The organism is Nonomuraea sp. NPDC050643 (assembly GCF_040654715.1).
Classification (GTDB): Bacteria; Actinomycetota; Actinomycetes; order Streptosporangiales; family Streptosporangiaceae; genus Nonomuraea.
The window spans coordinates 15,724-33,031 of record NZ_JBFAIM010000107.1; the positions used below are offsets into that span (position 1 = coordinate 15,724).

Annotated in this window: 17 protein-coding genes and 1 pseudogene; 10 read left to right on the forward strand and 8 right to left on the reverse strand. The window is 71.7% G+C overall.

Annotated elements, in window-relative coordinates:
* Positions 1 to 14 precede the first annotated feature (14 nt).
* Both AB0I15_RS63270 and AB0I15_RS63275 read left to right on the forward strand, forming a co-directional pair.
* Complete coding sequence (locus AB0I15_RS63270; RefSeq protein ID WP_358119377.1) at positions 15 to 1,214, forward strand: acetyl-CoA C-acetyltransferase; 1,200 nt, start codon at positions 15 to 17, stop codon at positions 1,212 to 1,214.
* Positions 1,214 to 3,289, forward strand: coding sequence for a 3-hydroxyacyl-CoA dehydrogenase NAD-binding domain-containing protein (locus AB0I15_RS63275; protein ID WP_358119379.1), 2,076 nt, complete (start codon positions 1,214 to 1,216; stop codon positions 3,287 to 3,289). The genes AB0I15_RS63270 and AB0I15_RS63275 overlap by 1 nt, the downstream gene beginning before the upstream one ends.
* On the opposite strand, the gene AB0I15_RS63280 is transcribed toward AB0I15_RS63275, so the two are convergent.
* Positions 3,263 to 4,951: a CocE/NonD family hydrolase gene (locus tag AB0I15_RS63280; protein ID WP_358119381.1), complete on the reverse strand. Its 1,689-nt coding sequence runs from the start codon at positions 4,949 to 4,951 to the stop codon at positions 3,263 to 3,265. The genes AB0I15_RS63275 and AB0I15_RS63280 overlap by 27 nt on opposite strands.
* Positions 4,948 to 6,129, reverse strand: coding sequence for a serine hydrolase domain-containing protein (locus AB0I15_RS63285; RefSeq protein WP_358119384.1), 1,182 nt, complete (start codon positions 6,127 to 6,129; stop codon positions 4,948 to 4,950). The genes AB0I15_RS63280 and AB0I15_RS63285 overlap by 4 nt, the downstream gene beginning before the upstream one ends.
* A 146-nt stretch (positions 6,130 to 6,275) precedes the next feature.
* On the opposite strand from AB0I15_RS63285, the gene AB0I15_RS63290 reads away from it, so the two are divergent.
* Positions 6,276 to 6,725 carry a serine hydrolase domain-containing protein gene (locus AB0I15_RS63290; protein WP_358119386.1) on the forward strand — a complete coding sequence of 150 codons (450 nt, stop codon included), beginning with the start codon at positions 6,276 to 6,278 and terminating at the stop codon, positions 6,723 to 6,725.
* On the opposite strand, the gene AB0I15_RS63295 is transcribed toward AB0I15_RS63290, so the two are convergent.
* Together AB0I15_RS63295 and AB0I15_RS63300 are read right to left on the reverse strand one after the other, a co-directional pair.
* Positions 6,635 to 7,135, reverse strand: a complete 501-nt coding sequence (locus AB0I15_RS63295) for a helix-turn-helix domain-containing protein (protein ID WP_358119389.1) — start codon at positions 7,133 to 7,135, stop codon at positions 6,635 to 6,637. The two genes, AB0I15_RS63290 and AB0I15_RS63295, sit on opposite strands and share 91 nt — an antisense overlap.
* 274 nt (positions 7,136 to 7,409) lie before the next feature.
* Positions 7,410 to 8,009, reverse strand: coding sequence for a TetR family transcriptional regulator C-terminal domain-containing protein (locus AB0I15_RS63300; protein ID WP_358119392.1), 600 nt, complete (start codon positions 8,007 to 8,009; stop codon positions 7,410 to 7,412).
* A gap of 97 nt (positions 8,010 to 8,106) precedes the next feature.
* Here AB0I15_RS63300 and AB0I15_RS63305 point away from each other — a divergent pair, with 97 nt between their 5' ends.
* Complete coding sequence (locus AB0I15_RS63305) at positions 8,107 to 9,597, forward strand: carboxylesterase family protein (RefSeq protein WP_358119394.1); 1,491 nt, start codon at positions 8,107 to 8,109, stop codon at positions 9,595 to 9,597.
* Between the two features lie 131 nt (positions 9,598 to 9,728).
* On the opposite strand, the gene AB0I15_RS63310 is transcribed toward AB0I15_RS63305, so the two are convergent.
* Together AB0I15_RS63310 and AB0I15_RS63315 are read right to left on the reverse strand one after the other, a co-directional pair.
* On the reverse strand, positions 9,729 to 9,863 hold the full coding sequence (locus AB0I15_RS63310) for a hypothetical protein (RefSeq protein ID WP_358119397.1): 135 nt from the start codon (positions 9,861 to 9,863) through the stop codon (positions 9,729 to 9,731).
* 264 nt (positions 9,864 to 10,127) lie between these two features.
* The gene (locus AB0I15_RS63315) at positions 10,128 to 10,520 is read right to left on the reverse strand and encodes a metalloregulator ArsR/SmtB family transcription factor (protein ID WP_358119400.1); all 393 of its coding nucleotides are present in this window, start codon (positions 10,518 to 10,520) and stop codon (positions 10,128 to 10,130) included.
* Between the two features lie 79 nt (positions 10,521 to 10,599).
* On the opposite strand from AB0I15_RS63315, the gene AB0I15_RS63320 reads away from it, so the two are divergent.
* The 6 genes from AB0I15_RS63320 (at position 10,600) to AB0I15_RS63345 (ending at position 15,722) form a co-directional block, all read left to right on the forward strand.
* Positions 10,600 to 11,688, forward strand: a complete 1,089-nt coding sequence (locus AB0I15_RS63320; protein WP_358119403.1) for an NAD(P)/FAD-dependent oxidoreductase — start codon at positions 10,600 to 10,602, stop codon at positions 11,686 to 11,688.
* Between the two features lie 146 nt (positions 11,689 to 11,834).
* Positions 11,835 to 13,232 carry an FAD-dependent oxidoreductase gene (locus AB0I15_RS63325; RefSeq protein ID WP_358119405.1) on the forward strand — a complete coding sequence of 466 codons (1,398 nt, stop codon included), beginning with the start codon at positions 11,835 to 11,837 and terminating at the stop codon, positions 13,230 to 13,232.
* A gap of 209 nt (positions 13,233 to 13,441) precedes the next feature.
* Positions 13,442 to 13,612 (forward strand): hypothetical protein, encoded by a 171-nt coding sequence (locus tag AB0I15_RS63330; protein WP_358119407.1) that lies wholly within the window; start codon positions 13,442 to 13,444, stop codon positions 13,610 to 13,612.
* Between the two features lie 32 nt (positions 13,613 to 13,644).
* Positions 13,645 to 13,902, forward strand: coding sequence for a hypothetical protein (locus AB0I15_RS63335; RefSeq protein ID WP_358119410.1), 258 nt, complete (start codon positions 13,645 to 13,647; stop codon positions 13,900 to 13,902).
* Between the two features lie 39 nt (positions 13,903 to 13,941).
* Positions 13,942 to 14,328 (forward strand): metalloregulator ArsR/SmtB family transcription factor, encoded by a 387-nt coding sequence (locus AB0I15_RS63340; RefSeq protein WP_358119413.1) that lies wholly within the window; start codon positions 13,942 to 13,944, stop codon positions 14,326 to 14,328.
* Positions 14,329 to 15,023: 695 nt separating this feature from the next.
* The gene (locus tag AB0I15_RS63345) at positions 15,024 to 15,722 is read left to right on the forward strand and encodes a CBS domain-containing protein (protein ID WP_358119416.1); all 699 of its coding nucleotides are present in this window, start codon (positions 15,024 to 15,026) and stop codon (positions 15,720 to 15,722) included.
* 193 nt (positions 15,723 to 15,915) lie between these two features.
* Here the strand turns inward: AB0I15_RS63345 and AB0I15_RS63350 are convergent, their stop codons facing one another.
* Both AB0I15_RS63350 and AB0I15_RS63355 read right to left on the reverse strand, forming a co-directional pair.
* Complete coding sequence (locus AB0I15_RS63350) at positions 15,916 to 16,368, reverse strand: hypothetical protein (protein WP_358119419.1); 453 nt, start codon at positions 16,366 to 16,368, stop codon at positions 15,916 to 15,918.
* Between the two features lie 96 nt (positions 16,369 to 16,464).
* Positions 16,465 to 17,308: pseudogene (locus AB0I15_RS63355) on the reverse strand (hypothetical protein); the annotation flags it as partial.

Here is a 17,308-nt window from a genome sequence, read left to right on the forward strand (position 1 = left end):
CTACCGTCGGCACTGTGAACGCCCTCATCTTCGACGCCGTGCGCACGCCGCGCGGCCTCAGCAAACGCGGCGCGCTGCGCGGCATCCGCCCCGTCGACCTCGCCGCGCAGGTCCTGCGCGCTCTGGCTGACCGCAACCGCCTGGACGGGCCGCAGGTCGACGACGTCATCCTCGGCTGTGTCAGCCCCGTCGGCGAGCAGGGCAGCGACATCGCCCGCATCGCCGCCCTCGTGGCCGGGCTCGACCTCGACACCCCCGGTGTCCAGATCGACCGGTTCTGCGGATCGGGCCTGGAGGCGGTGAACCTGGCGGCCATGAAGATCCGGTCAGGGTTCGAGGACCTGGTGGTGGCGGGCGGCGTGGAGTCGATGTCCCGCGTGCCCATGGGCTCGACCGGTGGCGCCTGGATGGACGATCCGGAGACGGCGCTGCGTACCGGGTACGTGCCGCAGGGTGTGGCCGTCGACCTGCTGGCGACCCTGGAGGGCTACTCCCGCGAGGAGGTGGACGCTTACGCGCTGTCGTCGCAGCGCCGTGCCACACGGGCCAGGGACAAAGGGTACTTCGACCGCTCGCTCGTCGCGGTGACCGGTCCGGACGGCCTCGCCGTACTGGATCACGACGACGCGATCAGACCCCAGACCACCATGGAGGGGCTGGCCGGGCTGTCGCCGAGCTTCGCCCAGGCCGGCGAGACGTTCGACGCGGTCGCCATCGGCCGCTACCCCCACGTCGAGCGCGTCGAGCACATCCACACCGCGGGCAACTCCTCCCAGATCGTGGACGGCGCCGCCGCCATGCTGATCGGCGGCGCGGCCGCGGGCGAACGGCTCGGCCTCACGCCACGCGCCAGGATCGTCGCGACCGCCGTGGTCGGCACCGAGCCGACGCTGATGTTCACCGGTCCGGTCCCCGCCACCCGCAAGGCGCTGGCCAAGGCCGGCCTCACACTCGACGACATCGACCTCTTCGAGGTCAACGAGGCGTTCGCGGCCGTGGTGCTCAAGTACGCCCGCGACCTCAGCCTCTCCCCCGACCGGATCAACGTCAACGGCGGCGCGATCGCGCTCGGGCACCCGCTCGGCGCCACCGGCTGCATCATCCTCGGCACCCTGCTGGACGAGCTGGAGCGCCGGAACCTGCGGCGCGGCCTGGCCACCCTGTGCGTCGGCGCGGGCATGGGCATCGCCACGATCATCGAGAGGGACGTGTGATGGCGATCGGCTACCATCGCGACGACGACGGCATCGTCACGCTCACGCTCGACCGGCACGACCTCCCGGTCAACACGCTCGACGCCCTCTTCGGCACCGCCCTGGCCGCGGCGCTCGACCGTCTGGAGTCGGAGCGCGAGCACGTCACCGGCGTGATCGTCGCCTCCGCGAAGTCCACCTTCGCCGTGGGCGCCGACATCGACCAGGTCCACGCCCTCACCCCGGCGGACGCCGCCGGCTTCGCAGCACAACTCGACCGGACCAAGGACACCTTCCGCAGGCTGGAACGTCTGGGCCGGCCCGTGGTGGCCGCGATCGGGGGTACCGCGCTCGGCGGTGGGCTGGAGCTGGCCCTCGCCTGCCACCACCGGCTGTGCGCTGACGACCCGGCGATCCGCCTCGGGCTGCCTGAGGTGACGCTCGGGCTGCTGCCCGGCGGTGGCGGGGTGGTACGAGCCGTACATCTGCTGGGTCCCGCCGCCGCCCTGTCGCTGCTCATGGACGGAGAACGGCTGCCGCCACGCCGCGCGCTCGACGCCGGGCTTGTGGACCGGCTCGTCCCGGCCCGCGAGCTGATCGGTGAGGCCCGCGCCTGGATCGCCGCCCATCCTGAGGCCGCGCAACCGTGGGACACCCCCGGTCACCCGGCCCCCACCGCTCCCGCGCGCTTTTTCGAGACCGCCACCGCCCGCCTGTACGCCAGGACGCACGGCACCCAGCCCGCCCAGGAGCGAATCCTGGCCTGCACCGCCGAGGCCACACGCGTGGACGTCGACACCGCACTGCGCACCGAGACCCGGCACCTGGTCGCGCTCGCCACCGGCCAGGTGGCCAAGAACATGATCGGCTGCCACTGGTACGGCCTCAACGAGGTCACCCGGCGCGTTCGAGCCACCGCCGGAGTAAGGCGGCTCGGTGTCATCGGCGCCGGGATGATGGGCACCGGGATCGCGGCGGTCGCCGCCGCGGCGGGCATCGAGGTGGTCCTCACCGACGTGAGCCCGGAGGCGACCGAACGCGGGCACGACGCGGTGGTGCGCCGGTTGAAGCGGCAGGTCATCCAGGGCCGGATGAGCGCCGCCGGGTGCGGCGCGGCCGTCGACCACCTCGCCAGGCCAGGCACCGGGATCGCCGGGTGCGACCTCGTGATCGAGGCCGTTCTTGAAGACCGCGCGCTCAAGCGCCGCGTGCTGGCCGGCGCCGAGGACGGCACCGCCGTGCTCGCCTCCAACACCTCCACGCTGCCGATCACCGGGCTGGCCGCAGGTCTGGCCGCCCCCGGTGACCTGGTGGGGCTGCACTTCATCTCGCCCGTGGAGCGCGTACCCCTGCTGGAGGTCGTGCGCGGCGAGCGGACCGGGGACGCCGCCCTCGCCCTGGCCTTCGCCTTCGCCCGGCAGATCGGCAAGACCCCGATCCTCGTCAACGACGGCCCCGGTTTCTACACCTCGCGGGTGTTCGTCTCCTACACCGCCGAGGGCGCGACCATGCTCGCGGAGGGCGTGCCGGCGGCGCTCGTGGAGAACGCCGCCCGCAAGGCGGGCATGGCCGTGGGCCCGCTGGCCGTCAGCGACGAGGTCGCCCTGGCCACCATGCTCAGGGTGCGCCGCCAGAACGAGGCGGACGCGGCGGCCGACGGCCGCGAGCTGGGCCACACCACCGCCTACGACGTCTTCACCTGGATGGTCGAGGAGATGAACCGGCCTGGACGGGCCGGGGGCGGCGGCTTCTACGACTACCCCGATCAGGCGCGCAAGCGCCTGTGGCCGGAGCTGGCTGAGCGCTTCGGCGGAGACCGGCCCATTCCCGAGCGGGACGTGCGCGAGCGGCTGCTGTTCGCCCAGGCGCTGGAGAGCGTGCGCGCCCTGGAGGACGGGATCCTGACCTCCAGCGCCGATGCGAACGTCGGTAGCGTGCTCGGTCTCGCCTTCGCGCCGTGGTCGGGCGGCACGCTCCAGTTCGTCAACCAGTACGGCCTGCGCGCCTTCACCGAACGCGCCGACCAGCTGGCCGACGCCTATGGCGAGCACCTGCGCCCGCCGTCCCTGCTACGGGGTCGGACCGAGCCCTTCTGACAGGACCGGCAGCTCCAGCCGCGACGGAGACAGCACGCTGTGGTGCACGGTCTGGTGGGCGACCACTCCGGCGGCGTCGGAGCCGACCGGCTCGCCGGTGTTCATGTTGCGGTCATAGGCGGGGAAGTCGCTGCTGGTGATCTCCAGGCGGATACGGTGCCCGGCAGGGAAGCGCCACGCGGTGTGGCCGAGACCGATGGTGTACTCCTCGACCGTTCCCGGCTCCAGGAACTGCTGAACATCCGGCCCGTGCCGGTGGCGGGCGCGCTGCACGCCACCGGCCGCGGCCAGCGCGCGGCCGTCGGGGAAGACGTCGACGAGCTTGGCGGCGAAGTCGGTGTCGCGGGCCGACGACGCCGCGAACAGCCGTACCGCCACCTGGCCCACCACGTCGAGCGGTTCGTCCAGGACGGGCGAGGTGTAGCAGAGCACGTCGGGACGCTCCTCCAGCCTGGAGCGATCCAGCGGCCCCGGCACCAGCCGCCCCAGGTTGACCACCCGGCCGCCACGGGTGGGGACGGGGTCGTCCGGGTCGTAGGCGTAGTGGTCCGGGTGCTCGTCCTGCGCAGGACTCGTCCCCAGCCTGCCGTCGCCGTCCAGGAAGAGCGTCCTGAGCTCGCCCGGCGGCGGCCACTGGTCCGCGCCGCGCCATTCGTCGGCGCCCATGAGGAAGTACTGGACGGCGGGCGACGCGGACGGAGTGTCGCGGACGTGTTCGTCGAAGAAGGCCAGGTGCTGGGCGGACAGGCCGAGCACCGTGGCGTCGCCGCGGGCGGAGAAGCTGACCTCGCCCTGGCAGTAGCCAAGCCGGCCGTCGTGCGACCAGGGGCCCACGATGAGCCGGTGACGGTCGCCGTGGATCGCGCGCAGGCGCAGGAAGCTCTCAATGGTGGAGTCGCAGTGGTTGTCGAACCAGCCGGTGACGCTCAGGGCGGGAACCTCCACGGCCTCGTAGGCGAACGACTCGGCGATGGCCGGCGTGCCGCACGCGAGCATCTTCCCCACGTCGAGCGGGAAGCCCGGCACGGCGGCGAACTGCGGCAGGTCCTTCAGCGGCAGCGTGCGCAGGGCGGCGGCGGGGTCGGTGGCGAGCTCCCACAGCTCGTAGGTGGCGGCGGGGTCGGCGGGTCGCCCGGCGGCCCGCTCGCGCTCCAGCCAGTCCATGGCCATGAACCCCAGCCACGCCATGACCTCGTTGACGCGGATGACGCCGCCGGCGGCGCGGTCGAGTTCGGCGCTGCTGGTCATCCCGGGCGCGATCGCGCGCAGGTGCGGCGGGCGCTCGGCGGCGCCGAGCAGCTGCACGATCCCGAGGTAGGAGGCCCCGGCCATGACGACGTTGCCGTCGCACCACGGCTGCGCCGCGGCCCATTCGACGCTGTCGTGGGTGTCGCGGGCCTCCTGCTCGGCCATGAAGATCGTCCACTCGCCGTCGGAGCCCGCGCGGCCGCGCGTGTCCTGCACGACGCAGGCGTAGTCGCCCTGCACGCACTCCAGCGGGCGCAGGAAGTCGTTGTTGGTCCCCGTCCGTCCGTACGGCGTGCGGATCAGGACAGCGGGGCGGCGGCCCCCGTCGTCCGGCATCCAGACGTCGCCGCGCAGCACGACGCCGTCGCGCATGGGCATCTCCGCGTCGCGCACGATGGTGATCGGAGCCTTCACAGCACTGCCTTGTAGACGGCCTCGACCAGCGACTTGACCCGGAAGTCGCCGCCCTCCAGCAGCTCGGAGCCGCGGTTGGGCACATAGCCGAACCCCATCCCGCGCTCGGGGTCGGCGAAGGCGAACGAGCCGGTGGCCCCGCTACCGCCGAACAGTCCCGTGAGGTCTTCGGGCGCGGGCCAGAAGGGCCCTCCGGGAACGAGGAAGCCGAGCCCCCATGCGGTGCGGACCTTGAGAAGCTCGTCGATGCCGTCCGACTGCGGGGTGTGGATCTTGTCGACCAGCCAGGGCGAGAAGAGCCGGATGCCGTCGACCTCGCCGATCATGGCGGCGAAGTAGCGGGCCAGGGAGTGGGCGGAGGCGACACCGTCCATGGAGGGGCTCTCCACCTGGTAGGTGCGCGGGTTGTTCGAGTCGTCCCACTCCTGGGTGACGCTGCCGTAGAAGGCGCGGTAGCTCAGGGTGTCCGGGTCGCCCAGCGCCTGGACGAAGTCCGCCATCTCCGGCACCTGCATGCCGAGTTGCACGGCCTGCTCGTCCGGCAGGACCATCGTCGCCAGCCGCGGCAGCGCGGCGTCCGGCACGCGGACGTAGCAATCGAGACCGAGCGGGCCGGTGATCTCCGCTTCGAGGAACGCGCTCAGCCTCATCCCGGACACCCGGCGGACGATCTCCCCGGCGAGGTGGCCGATGGTGACGCCGTGGTAGCCATGCCGGGTGCCGGGCGGCCATTCCGGCGCGGCTGCAGCGAGGGTCTCGGTGATCGGGGTCCAGTCGCGCAGGTCTTCCCAGGTGATCGGACGCATGTGCATGCTGGGCAGTCCGGCGCGGTGGGCGAGCAGGGTGCGGACGGTGATCGCGCTTTTGCCGTTCTGGGCGAACTCGGGCCAGTAGCGCGCGACGGGCGCTTCCAGGTCCACCTCGCCGCGTTCGACCAGCCGCAGCAGCGCGCCTGATGCGAACGTCTTGCAGGTGGAGGCGATGGCGGCGATCGTGTCCCGGGTCCAGGGGCGGTGGGTGCCCGGGTCGGCCTCGCCGCCCCACAGGTCCACGACGGGGCGGCCGTGCCGGTAGACGGCGAGCCCGGCGCCGACCTCCCCACCGTCGGTGAAGTTGCGCTCGAACGCCTCGCGGACGGCCTCGAAACCGGGGGCGACGGTGCCTTGGACATGGGTCATGGCAGATTCCTTTCTCGCCTCTACCGACCGGTCGGTAGAGGCGAGATGACAATATCGACCGACCGGTCGGATGGCAACCGGCCAGAGCAGTGGCCGCCCATGAAGCTTGGGGGCGAGGCGATCCCACCACGCTGACGTACCGCTCGATGTTCGGCAGCGTCGCCGTCGGCTGGGACACCACGAACGACCCGAGCACCTACCAGGTGGAGAGCCCGTCCATGGACGGTGTCGCCTCCGCCCCCTCGCTGGCGCGCTACTACGCCGCGCTGATCGGCGAGGTGGACGGCGTCCGGCTGCTCAGCCCTCGGCTCATGGACCAGGTCCGGCGTTCGCACGGCGACGGCATCGACGAGATCCTGCGGGTGCGCACGTCGTGGGGGCTCGGGTTCGCGCTGCCCGGCGGCCCGATGTGGCCCGCGCCGGAGGAGATCGCCGGGCTGTTCGGGCACAGCGGCGCCAGCGGCTCGTTCGCGTTCGCCGACCCCGAGCGCGGGCTGGCGTTCGCCTACGTCCCCAACCGCGGCTCCGAACTGCTGGAAGGCGGCGACTTCCGGGTCCGCGGCCTGATCGAGGCCCTGTACGTAGGAAGGCCCTGACCATGCTGGAACCGCGTTTCGCCGCCGTCGCCGAGACCTTCGGGCACATCATCGGCAAGAGCGATGACCGTGGCGCGGCGCTGTGCGTCAACCACCGCGGCGCCCCCGTCGTGGACCTCTGGGCGGGCACCGCCGACGTCAAGACACGCAGGCCCTGGGGCCCCGACACGATCCGTCAGGCTATTGACGCCCTCCTCGCTGCGGTAGCGTCCCCGCCATAACCGCACGGTGTCCACCGTCACCCCACGACGCTGGGCAATCGTGTTGCTGGAGTAGCCATGCGCGGCATCCAGCACGATCCGGATCCGGACCACGAGCTGGTAGCCGGCGGTATGGGAGGTAGCGATCTTCTTCAGCCGCCGCCGTTCGCAGGCGGTCAGCGTGATCAAACGGGCACGGCAACGGGGCACCGACGATCTTTCTATGATCGATCTTCACGGGTAACCCGCTCAGATCAAGAGGCCGCGCGAACATGGAGCTGGGTGAGGGTCGGTCGGTGGTTGACCGCCACGGTGCATGGGGCACGGTACGGCGGGCGTCGGCGCGGACGCTCAGGGCGTAGATGGGACGGTCGTTGCCGGGCGCGGTGCCGAGGTAGAGGTGGCCGGTCAGATGGCACCAGGCCGGGGAGCGGCCGGACTAGAGCTGATCTTGTCCCCCCCTGCCCCCGTGTCCGGGGGCAGGTCACGTACTCCTGAACAGCCGGTCCAGATGCACGTCGATCGCGGCGAGCGCGTCCTGGGGCTCGATCACGTCGAGTTCGATGAGGGAGGTGAAGCCGGTGAGGGCGAGGAGCAGGTTGGTCTCGGTCGCCGGGTCGCGGCCGGAGTCGATGTGCCCGTCGGCGATCGCCTGGCGGACCAACCGCTCGACGAGGGCCCGCCCCTGGACGAGGCCGCGGCGCGCCTGCTCGTGCACGGCCTCGTCGTGCAGCGCCTCCAGGACGTAGGCGGCGCTCATCCGGCTGGTCGCGCGGGCGTCGGCATGCAGGGGGAGCATTTCCGCGAGCGTCAGTCGCAGCACGTCACGGGGGTGCGGACGGTCACCGAGCTTTTCGAGCCCCTGGTGTACGCGCACCGAGGTCTGCTCGGACGCGAAGTCCATGGCGAAGGAGAGCATGGCGGTCCGGGAGGCGAAGTAGTGCTGCAGCTGCCCGAGTGACATGCCCGCCTCCTGCGCCACCACGCGCATCGTCAGTTGGGTGACGCCGCGCTGCTCCACCACCCGCCACAGTGCGCGGGCGATCGCTTCGCGGCGTTCGCGGTGATCCACCTGTTTCGGCATCGCCGGCCCCTCCCTCGTACCCCGGGACTGTTCCAATACGATTGACATAATACACTTGACCCATAATCCTGGGGTCCACTCGAGGGAAGGAATCGTCATGTCCGAACAGCCAAAGGTACGGACCACGGAAGGCGTGGTGCAGGGGCGCCGGCGGCAGGGGCACGCGGTGTTCCGCGGCATCCCCTACGCCCAGCCCCCGGTCGGAGCGCTCCGCTTCGCCGCGCCCGCGCCGCCGCACCGCTGGGAGGGGACGAGGCAGGCGGTCGAGTTCGGCCCCGTGGTGCCGCTGTCCCTGCCGATCGACGTGCCCCCGCAGGGCACCGACTGGCTGACGCTCAACGTCGGCACTCCGGATCCCGGCGCGGCGGGACTGCCGGTGCTGGTGTGGATCCCCGTGGGCGGCTACCTCTCGGCGGCGTCGAGCGACCCGATGTTCGACCCGGCAGCACTGGCCGAGGCGGGAGTCGTCGTGGTGACCATCAACTGCCGCGTGGGCGCGGAGGGTTTCGCGTTCCTCGACGACGTGCCGCCCAACCGCGGATTCCTCGACCAGATCGCGGCGCTGGAGTGGGTGCAGCGCAACATCGCCGCCTTCGGAGGCGACCCCGGCCGGGTCACCGTGGCCGGGGTGTCCGCCGGGGCGGGGTCGGTCGCCGCCCTGCTGACGATGAAGCCGGCGCGCGGCCTGTTCCGGCGGGCCATCGCCCATTCGGTGCCGGGGCTGTACAGCACCCCCGCGCTGGCACGGCAGGTCACCGCCGTGTTCGCGGAGCGGCTCGGCGCGGCGGCCCCCACCGCCGAGGCCCTGCGCGACATCGACCCATGGCACCTGGCTGCCGAGCTCACCTCCTTCAACGCCGGCCTCCACGCGCACCGGGAGAGCTGGGGACGCCTCACGGAGGCCGGCACCGCGCTGTGCCCCGTCGTCGACGGCGAGGTCCTGCCGGAAACGCCATGGGCCGCGCTGACCGGCGCGCGCGCGAGCGGGACCGAACTGCTCGTCGGCCACGCCCGGGACGAATTCCGGTACTTCAGCGTCATGAGCGGACGGTATGGCACCTTCACCGAGGCGGACGCCCACGCAGCCCTGGAACTGCTCGCCCCGCGGCCGGACGGCGCGCGGGCCTACCGTGCCGCGTTCCCGCAGGCAGGCCCGGAGGAGCTGGTGGAGACGGTGTACTCCGACGCCCTCTTCCGCATGCCGTCACAGAAGCTGGCCGAGGCGAACGCCGCAGCCGGCGGCACCTCCTACCTGTTCGAACTGTGCTGGGTTGCCCCGGCCCTCGGCGGCATCCTGGGCGCCTGCCACAGCCTCGACGTGCCCCTGGCGTTCGGCACGCTGGACAGCCCCGTCGGCACCCAGCTCATCGGTGAGGAGCCCACTCCCGAGGCTGTCGCGCTCTCCCGCGAACTCCAGGAGGCATGGGTCCGCTTCGTCACCACCGGCGACGCGGGCTGGTCCGCCCACCGGCCCGGCGGGCACCTCACCCGCGTCCTGGACACCGAGTCGAAGACTCTGCCCTACCCCGAACAGGCATCCCGCCAGATCTGGGAAGGCCACTCCCCCGCCCCCTTCGATCTCTCGTAATTGTCCGGGTCGGCTCCTACGACTGCGACGCCGCCACTCACCTGCCCATCGGGGACAGCGCGAATTGGCGTACAGCCAGGCAACACCCGGTCCGCTTGGCATCAGATCCCACCCGAGGGTGACCGACGACATCAAGAACCGGGATACGGCAGCGGCTCCAGATCGGTGACCAGCAGGTAGGCGATGTCCGGTCGTGCCCAGTAGATGTCCGGTCGTGCCCAGTAGCGGGTGACGTGGGCGGGGAAGAACACCACGAGCCCGTCCATGCTGGCGAGGGCATGGCCTCTTCCGCGTCTCGCACCACGGGGCCGCGCTCGATCTGACGGCCCCGTCGGGTGAAGCGCGGGGCGTCGCCTCGGTGACGCCGGTCTCTCACCCCAGGGCAGCGGAGTGCCGGCATCGGGCGCGGCCGAGGTGTCCCGGCCGCCGGCTCCGCACCGGCACGTACCACGATGACCGGCTGGGCCGTGCTGTGGTGCCGGGCTGGATGAGCCGGAGTGTTCGGACGGTTCGGGGAACACGCAGCAGCGTCAGCAGCAGAACTTCAGGTAGGTCTGCAGGTCGCCGAGGATGCGGGCGACGCTGTCGCGGTCGCCGCGATACAGCACTTCCTTGCCGTCGCGGCGGGAGGTGACGATGCCGCCGCGACGGAGCAGGGCGAGTTGCTGGGAGGCGGCGGACTGGCTGATGCCGGCGCGTTCGGCGACCTGGTTGACCGACAGTTCGCTGCCTTGGGCGAACAGCAGCATGATCTGCTGGCGGCCCTCGTTGGCCAGCGCCTTGAGGAAGTCGTGGGTGGCCTGGTGTATCTGGGGTGCGCAGGCGGTGGCGGAGTTGTCGCCGGGCGCTGTGGCCGGCGCGCAGGTGGGCGCCTCGTCCGGTTGCGGGGTGTCCGGTCGCGGGGCCCGTGTTGTAGTGGCCATGCCTGCTCCCTTCTTTCCCGGCATCCTACCCTTCACATCAAGATATTGACATATAAGAATATGACGGTACGTTCGCGACATGTCCCTCCTCCACAACGACTCCGTCCTGATCGTCGGGGCCGGGCAGTCCGGCCTGGCCGCCGCACACGCCGCCCTCGAGCACGGGTTGCGGCCCGTGCTGCTGGAAGCCTCCGGCCGGGCCGCTGGTTCCTGGCCGCGCTACTACGACGGCCTCGCCCTGTTCTCGCCCGCCCGCTACAGCAGCCTGCCCGGCCTGGCTTTCGGCGGGGACCCTGACCGCTACCCGCGCCGCGATGAGGTGGTCGCCTACCTGGAGCGCTATGCCGCCGCCCTGGCCGAGCGCGGCGCCGAGCTGCGTACCGGCGCCCGCGTCAGCGCCGTCAAGACCGGCGGGAACGGGTTCACCGTGCGCCTGGACGGGGGCGAGGAACTGGCCACCCATGCCCTGGTCGCGGCCAGCGGCTCCTTCGACCGCCCACACCGCCCCGCCCTGCCCGGCCTGGACACCTTCACCGGCACGGTGCTGCACGTCGCCGGCTACCGCTCGCCGGCCTCGCTGCCCGGCGAGCGCGTCATCGTGGTCGGGGCGGGCAACTCGGCGGTCCAGGTCGCCTACGAGCTGGCAGTCGAACGCCGGGTGACGCTCGCCAGCCGCACGCCGATCCGGTTCGTGGAGCAACGCCCGCTCGGGAGGGACCTGCATTTCTGGTTCCGCGTGACCGGCTTCGACCGGCTGCCACTGGCCCGCGCGGAGGCCCCGCCCGTCTCGCCCGTGCTCGATGACGGCCGCTACCGCCAGGCGCTGCGCGAGGGGCGCTATCGGCGCCGGGAGATGTTCACGCGCCTGGACGGCGATCAGGTCGCGTGGCCCGACGGGCGGCGGGAACGCGTCGATGCGGTGCTGCTGGCCACCGGCTACCAGCCGAACCTGCCCTACCTGGCCACTCTGGGCGCGCTGACCGCCGACGGCAGGCCCCGCCAGCGCCGGGGCCTGTCGCTCAGCCATGCCGGGCTCGGCTACCTGGGCTTGGAGTGGCAGCGCACCCCCTCCTCCAACACGCTGCGCGGGGTCGGCGCTGACGCCCAGCGCGTCGTCGGCGCCCTCACTCGTCACCTGCGCGGCCGCCGGGAACAGGTCCGCGCCTGAACGGTCGCTTCTTCAGAGCCGCTGATTAGACAGACCTCTAATTTGACATATCTCTAAACTGTCGGGCATCCTGCCGACGAGCGTACTTAGACAAACTTCAAAACAGCGCGGGCCTTGGTCCGCGAGCACCCACGAGGAGATGCGCCATGAGCGGATGTTGCGGTCCTACCGCCGTCGAGCGGGAGCCCAGCGCGCAGGCCGCACGACCTGACGAACTGCCCATCGTGGTGATCGGCGCGGGCCCGGTCGGGCTGGCCGCGGCGGCCCACCTGGCCGAACGCGGCCTCGGCTTCGTGGTACTGGAGGCCGGGGAGCAGGCGGGCGCGTCGGTGGCCAAGTGGGGCCACGTCCGGGTGTTCAGCCCGTGGACGTACAACATCGACACAGCGGCCCGCCGCCTGCTGGAGGCCGACGGCTGGATCGCGCCGGACGCCGACTGGCTGCCCACCGGCGCCGAGTTGATCGATGACTACCTGGCGCCGCTGGCCAAGCTGTTCGGCGATCGGGTCCGCCTCGGCGCGCAGGTGAGCGCGATCAGCAGGCTCGGCTACGACCGGGTCCGCACCGCCGGACGTGAGGCGGCACCGTTCCTGATCCGCCTGGCCGACGGCAGCGAGCTGCACGCCCGCGCCGTCATCGACGCCTCCGGCACCTACGCCACCCCGAGCGTGCTCGGCGCGAGCGGCCTACCCGCCCACGGCGAGAGCGACGCGGCGGACCTGGTCGACCACGCACTGCCCGACGTGCTCGGCGCCGACCGCGACCGGTACGCCGGCAAGCATGTCCTGGTCGTCGGCGCGGGCCACTCGGCCGCCACCACCCTGCTCGCTCTGGCTCAGCTCGACGGCACCCCGATCACCTGGGCCATCCGTGCGGGTAACGCAACCCGCGCCTACGGCGGAGGGGAGGCGGACGCGTTGCCCGCCCGCGGCGCGCTCGGCACCCGCCTGCACGCCCACGTCGAAAGCGGCCGCATCCGCCTGGTGACCGGCTTCTTCACCCACGCCATCGAGCGCGACGGCGCTCAGGTACGGGTGGTCAGTCGTGACCCGTCCGGCACTGAGCAGACCATCACGGCCGACCGGATCGTGGCCGCCACCGGCTACCGGCCCGACCACGCCATCGCGAGCGAATTGCGCCTCGACCTCGATGCGGTGCTCGGCTCCACCCGCGCGCTCGCCCCACTGATCGACCCGAACGCGCACTCCTGCGGCACCGTGCCGCCGCACGGCGCCGACGAGTTGGCCCATCACGAGCCGGGCTACTACGCGGTGGGGGTCAAGAGCTACGGCCGCGCGCCCACGTTCCTGCTGGCCACCGGATATGAGCAGGCTCGCTCGGTCGTCGCCGCGCTGGCCGGCGACTGGGAGGCCGCCCGGGACGTGCAACTGGACCTGCCCGAGACCGGGGTGTGCTCCTCCAGCCTGGCCGAGGCCCAGGAACAGCGGGCCGGCCTGGCCACCGGGATCAGCGGCGGCCTGCCGGCCACCCCGCTGCCGCTGGCGACCGCCGGGGCATCCCAAAGTGGCGGCTGCTGCGGCTGACCCGCGGCTCAGCACCCCACCACCAGCCGCACATCTGAAGGAGTCACCTCATGCCCGCCGCACCACGACAGGTCCTGTGAGCGCCACCGAAGACGGCCTCAAGCCGATCCAACCGCCGCTGCGCCGGCGAGCGGCGGCCACGGCACCGCCACCCGCCACCCGTCGCCCGGCCGCTGGCCTGGTTGTACGCGCTGTTCTGGCGCTAAGCCGTGATGATCCTCGCCCTGCTCTATGGCGCGGCCGCCGTCCCGCTGCACGCCCTGGCCGTAGGCCGCCCCCGCGAAGTCGCACGGTCGGCAACGAATCTCCCGGAGCCGGCCGCGCCGGTCCCGGCCCGCGCCGTGGCCGCGGCAGGTGAGCGGGCGGCGGGCCGCCGCTGATCGGCGCCAGCACCAGCGGGACCATCGCCGCGGTGCTGATGTTCGGGCTCGGCTTCGGCGTGGGCACCATCACCAAGCCGCACCTGCTGACCGAACGCTACGGCACCACCGCCTACGCCAGCCTGTCCGGCCGGCTGGCCCTGCCCGCCACCGTGGGCCAAGGCCGTCAGCCCGGCCGCCGCCCTGGCCGTCGCACACGCTGCCGGGTACGACTGGATGATGGCCGCTGTCACACTGACCTGCCTCATCGCCGCCGGATCGCTGGTCGGCTACCACCACCTATCATTTAGACAACCGTCGAACCACCAGCCAGGTCCGGAGACTCCCCCATGACCGCGACCACCCTGCCCCTCTTCCCGAACAGCAAGGACGCGCAGGACACGGCGTGCTGCGCGCCGATCGCCCGCCAGCCGCTCAGCGAGGGCGAGGCGGCCGAGTTGGCCGTGCTGCTCAAGGCGGTGGCCGACCCGGTCCGGCTGCGACTGCTGTCGATGATCGGCTCTCACGCCGGTGGCGAAGCCTGCGTGTGCGATCTGACCGACGCCTTCGACCTGACCGCCCCCACCATCAGCCATCACCTGAAGGTGCTGCGCACCGCCGGACTGATCGGCAGCCAGCGGCGCGGCACCTGGGTCTACTACTGGATCATTCCCGGGCAGGTGGCCAGGCTCGGCGCGCTGTTCACACCGCTGGCCATACCTGCCGTCACCGGCTGAGACGTCGCGTCGCTGTCCTGGGCACCGCGGAAGGCCGGGCGGGCGGTGGGGCTATGACCTGCGCCGAACGACAGCGGGCTTCGTCTCCCGTGAACGCGGCCGAAGACCAAGATCAGTCCACGCTCGCCGGAGAATGATCCTGTCCGGCGCGTGGCCGGGCTTACGGGTCGACTCATGACATTCGGCGCGGTTGCCGGACTGGCAGATGAGCAGCATACGGCTGCCTGCGTCGGTGACGATTCGTCGCAGGCGGGCATCGACCTGATCCAGGGGCAGATTGATGGCTCCGTCGATACGTGCGGAGGCGAACTAGACCGGGGTACCGACGTCCGCGATCAGCTTGCTTGGTGTTGTGTTGGGGAGTACGGGCGAAGCCCGTGCCTTATGGATTTTATCTTGTGAAACTCAAAGAGCCAGCGCCTTTACATTGTGGATTTCGAAGTGGAATGCCGTACAGCCAATCGGCCGGGCAGGCGAGCAGCACCGCCAAGCGTTCGTTCATGTCCTTCCGCCCGTCGCTTCGGGCAGGCCGTCCGAAGCGCTTTGCCATCCCCCGCCCACGGTCGCCAGCGCCAGCTTCAACGCTCGGCTGGTGATGTCGGCGCGCTGACCAACGACTGTACCGCTGAGGGACTTCCGGCTCTAAAACGCGCCGCTTTCGCGAGATGTGATGAGAGCGACCCGAAGGAGGAACCATGAAGACCAGCCAGGGCGGGCGCATGACCGTCGCGGACGTGATGACGAGCAAGGTCATCTCCGTCACCGCCGCGACCCCGTTCAAGGACATCGCCGAGACGCTCATCAACGGCGGCATCAGCGCCGTACCCGTGGTGGACGACGACCATCACGTCATCGGCATGGTGTCCGAAGCCGACCTGCTGCGAAAGGAGGAGTTCCGCGAGCAGTTCTATCGCGAGGGCTACCGGCCGCCGCTGCGGGCCCGGCTGCGGCATCCGAAGGGCCGGCAGAAGGCCGAGGGCGACACCGCCGCCGACCTGATGACCAGCCCCGCCGTCACCATCACCCCCGCGGCGTCCGCGGTGGAGGCCGCGCGCGTGATGGACGCCCACGACGTCAAACGTCTCGCCGTCGTCGACTACAACGGCCGCCTCCAAGGCATCGTCAGCCGCCGCGACCTGGTCAAGCTGTTCCTGCGCGGCGACGAGGAGATCGCCGCCGAGGTCCGCGACGACATCCTCCACCGCTCCCTGTGGGTGAACACCGACGGCGTGCACGTCGAAGCCCATCAGGGCATCGTGACGCTGTCCGGCTGGATGGACCGCCGGACCGAAGCCGCCATCGCCGTCAAAATGACCGCCCGCGTCAACGGCGTGATCGACGTCGTCGACAAGCTCACGTGGAAGCAGAACGATTCCACGTGGAAGACCAGATGACCCTGCTCATGCGCAGTCCCGCGATTATGGTCGACCGGCTCTCCGTCGGACGTGGCCTCCAGCAGGTGGCGCAGCGTGGCCACGCCGTCGTACCCCCACACCCCGTCGCGCAGGGCAAGCCGCCAGGCCAGGAGCTCGGTGCCGGCGAACTTCGTGGCGGTTCGCCTGCCGCACGATCAGGCGGGCGACGACCTCACTGCCCGGCCTGCCGCGGGGAGCCGGGCAGGTGCTGAGCTCGCCACCGAGCAGGTGCCCGAGAGCCATGCGCGCGGGATCGCGAACGGCCGCGTCTCCGCCGGGCATCAGGGCCTAGGAGAAGCGGCCGAGCCTGCGGTAGCCGGTGCGGCCAGCGCTGGGCCAGCCGGGTCGCCAGGTAGCCGGGGTTCAGGTCGTGCGCGGCACAGACGGGCTCGATCCCATAGATCCGCCGCAAATGGTCCAGCGCCACGTCGTACGCCTCCAGCGCCGGAGCGTCTGAGAGGTCGCCGATGTGCGGCCCGAGAACCGCGCGGGCGCCGTCCGCCGGCGTGACCGCACTCCCCCGCCGAGCACCCACGGCCACCAGCGACGGACCGGCCACCGGCAGAGGCAGCGTGGCGGGCGCCAGCCCGATCGGCCCCGGCCCGGACGGCATGAACCTGTTCATCACGGCGGCCGGATGGCGACCCGCCCGTGGTCCCGCCCGGCTTCGGCCGCCTGATCTCGACCGATGTGACGGTCTCCGCCGCCGGAGGGGCTCTGATCAGCGGGCTGTCGGCGTCAGGTCCCACAGGTGGATTCGATGACCGAACGGCGCGGTGCCGTCCGGCCTCCGGATGACGGCGGCCGGCGTGCCCGCGACCTCGGTGACCGACTCGAGGTAGCCGGTGAGCGGCTCGCCGATCTGCTCTCCGCGTGCCAGGTCCCACACGAGGGTCGTGGCCCGATCGTTGGGATCCTCGCCCCCGGTCAGGGCGATCGCACGGCCGCCCACGGTGGCGGTGACCACGCGCTCGATGTCGCCGGTGTGCCCGGTCAGCGGCGCCCCGATCGGCTCCTGGGTCGCGAGGTCCCAGACGCGCAGCCCGGGGCCGTCGCCGGCCAGCACCACGGTACGGCCCTCCACCTCGGTGATCGCGATGCCGCCGACCGGAGACTCCAGCCCCGGCAAGCCCGCGCCGACCTGCTCGCCGCTCAGGACGTCCCAGACCTGGAGGAACCGGTCATCCCCGCCGGTCACGGCGACAGGGCGGCCGTCGACCACGGCGGCGGCCATCTCCCCGTTGTAGGCGCCCTGCCGCTCGATCACCCTCACACCGGTGGCCAGCTCCCAGGCCAGCAGCCGGCCCGTCTCGCAGCTGCTGACGGCCAAGAGGCCGCGCCGGGACTCGACGGTCGTGAGCGAGCAGACCGCGAGCACGTGACCGATCATGACCGAGCCGATCCGCCGCCCGGTATGCAGATCCCAGGCCCGCACGATCCCGCCGCTGACGTCGTCGCCGTCCTCGACACGGACGTCGAACCGGCCACCGCCGGTGACGACCACAGGCCGCCCATCGACCTCCGCCACGGCCACGCGCTCGGCGATGAGGGAGGGCTCGGTGACG

Coding starts and splice junctions, on each gene's coding strand:
- AB0I15_RS63275 (WP_358119379.1), top strand. CDS start 1,214: ATGGCGATCGGCTACCATCGCGACGACGACGGCATCGTCACGCTCACG.
- AB0I15_RS63285 (WP_358119384.1), bottom strand. CDS start 6,129: ATGACCCATGTCCAAGGCACCGTCGCCCCCGGTTTCGAGGCCGTCCGC.
- AB0I15_RS63290 (WP_358119386.1), top strand. CDS start 6,276: ATGTTCGGCAGCGTCGCCGTCGGCTGGGACACCACGAACGACCCGAGC.
- AB0I15_RS63300 (WP_358119392.1), bottom strand. CDS start 8,009: ATGCCGAAACAGGTGGATCACCGCGAACGCCGCGAAGCGATCGCCCGC.
- AB0I15_RS63305 (WP_358119394.1), top strand. CDS start 8,107: ATGTCCGAACAGCCAAAGGTACGGACCACGGAAGGCGTGGTGCAGGGG.
- AB0I15_RS63310 (WP_358119397.1), bottom strand. CDS start 9,863: ATGGACGGGCTCGTGGTGTTCTTCCCCGCCCACGTCACCCGCTACTGG.
- AB0I15_RS63315 (WP_358119400.1), bottom strand. CDS start 10,520: ATGGCCACTACAACACGGGCCCCGCGACCGGACACCCCGCAACCGGAC.
- AB0I15_RS63320 (WP_358119403.1), top strand. CDS start 10,600: ATGTCCCTCCTCCACAACGACTCCGTCCTGATCGTCGGGGCCGGGCAG.
- AB0I15_RS63325 (WP_358119405.1), top strand. CDS start 11,835: ATGAGCGGATGTTGCGGTCCTACCGCCGTCGAGCGGGAGCCCAGCGCG.
- AB0I15_RS63340 (WP_358119413.1), top strand. CDS start 13,942: ATGACCGCGACCACCCTGCCCCTCTTCCCGAACAGCAAGGACGCGCAG.
- AB0I15_RS63345 (WP_358119416.1), top strand. CDS start 15,024: ATGAAGACCAGCCAGGGCGGGCGCATGACCGTCGCGGACGTGATGACG.
- AB0I15_RS63350 (WP_358119419.1), bottom strand. CDS start 16,368: ATGAACAGGTTCATGCCGTCCGGGCCGGGGCCGATCGGGCTGGCGCCC.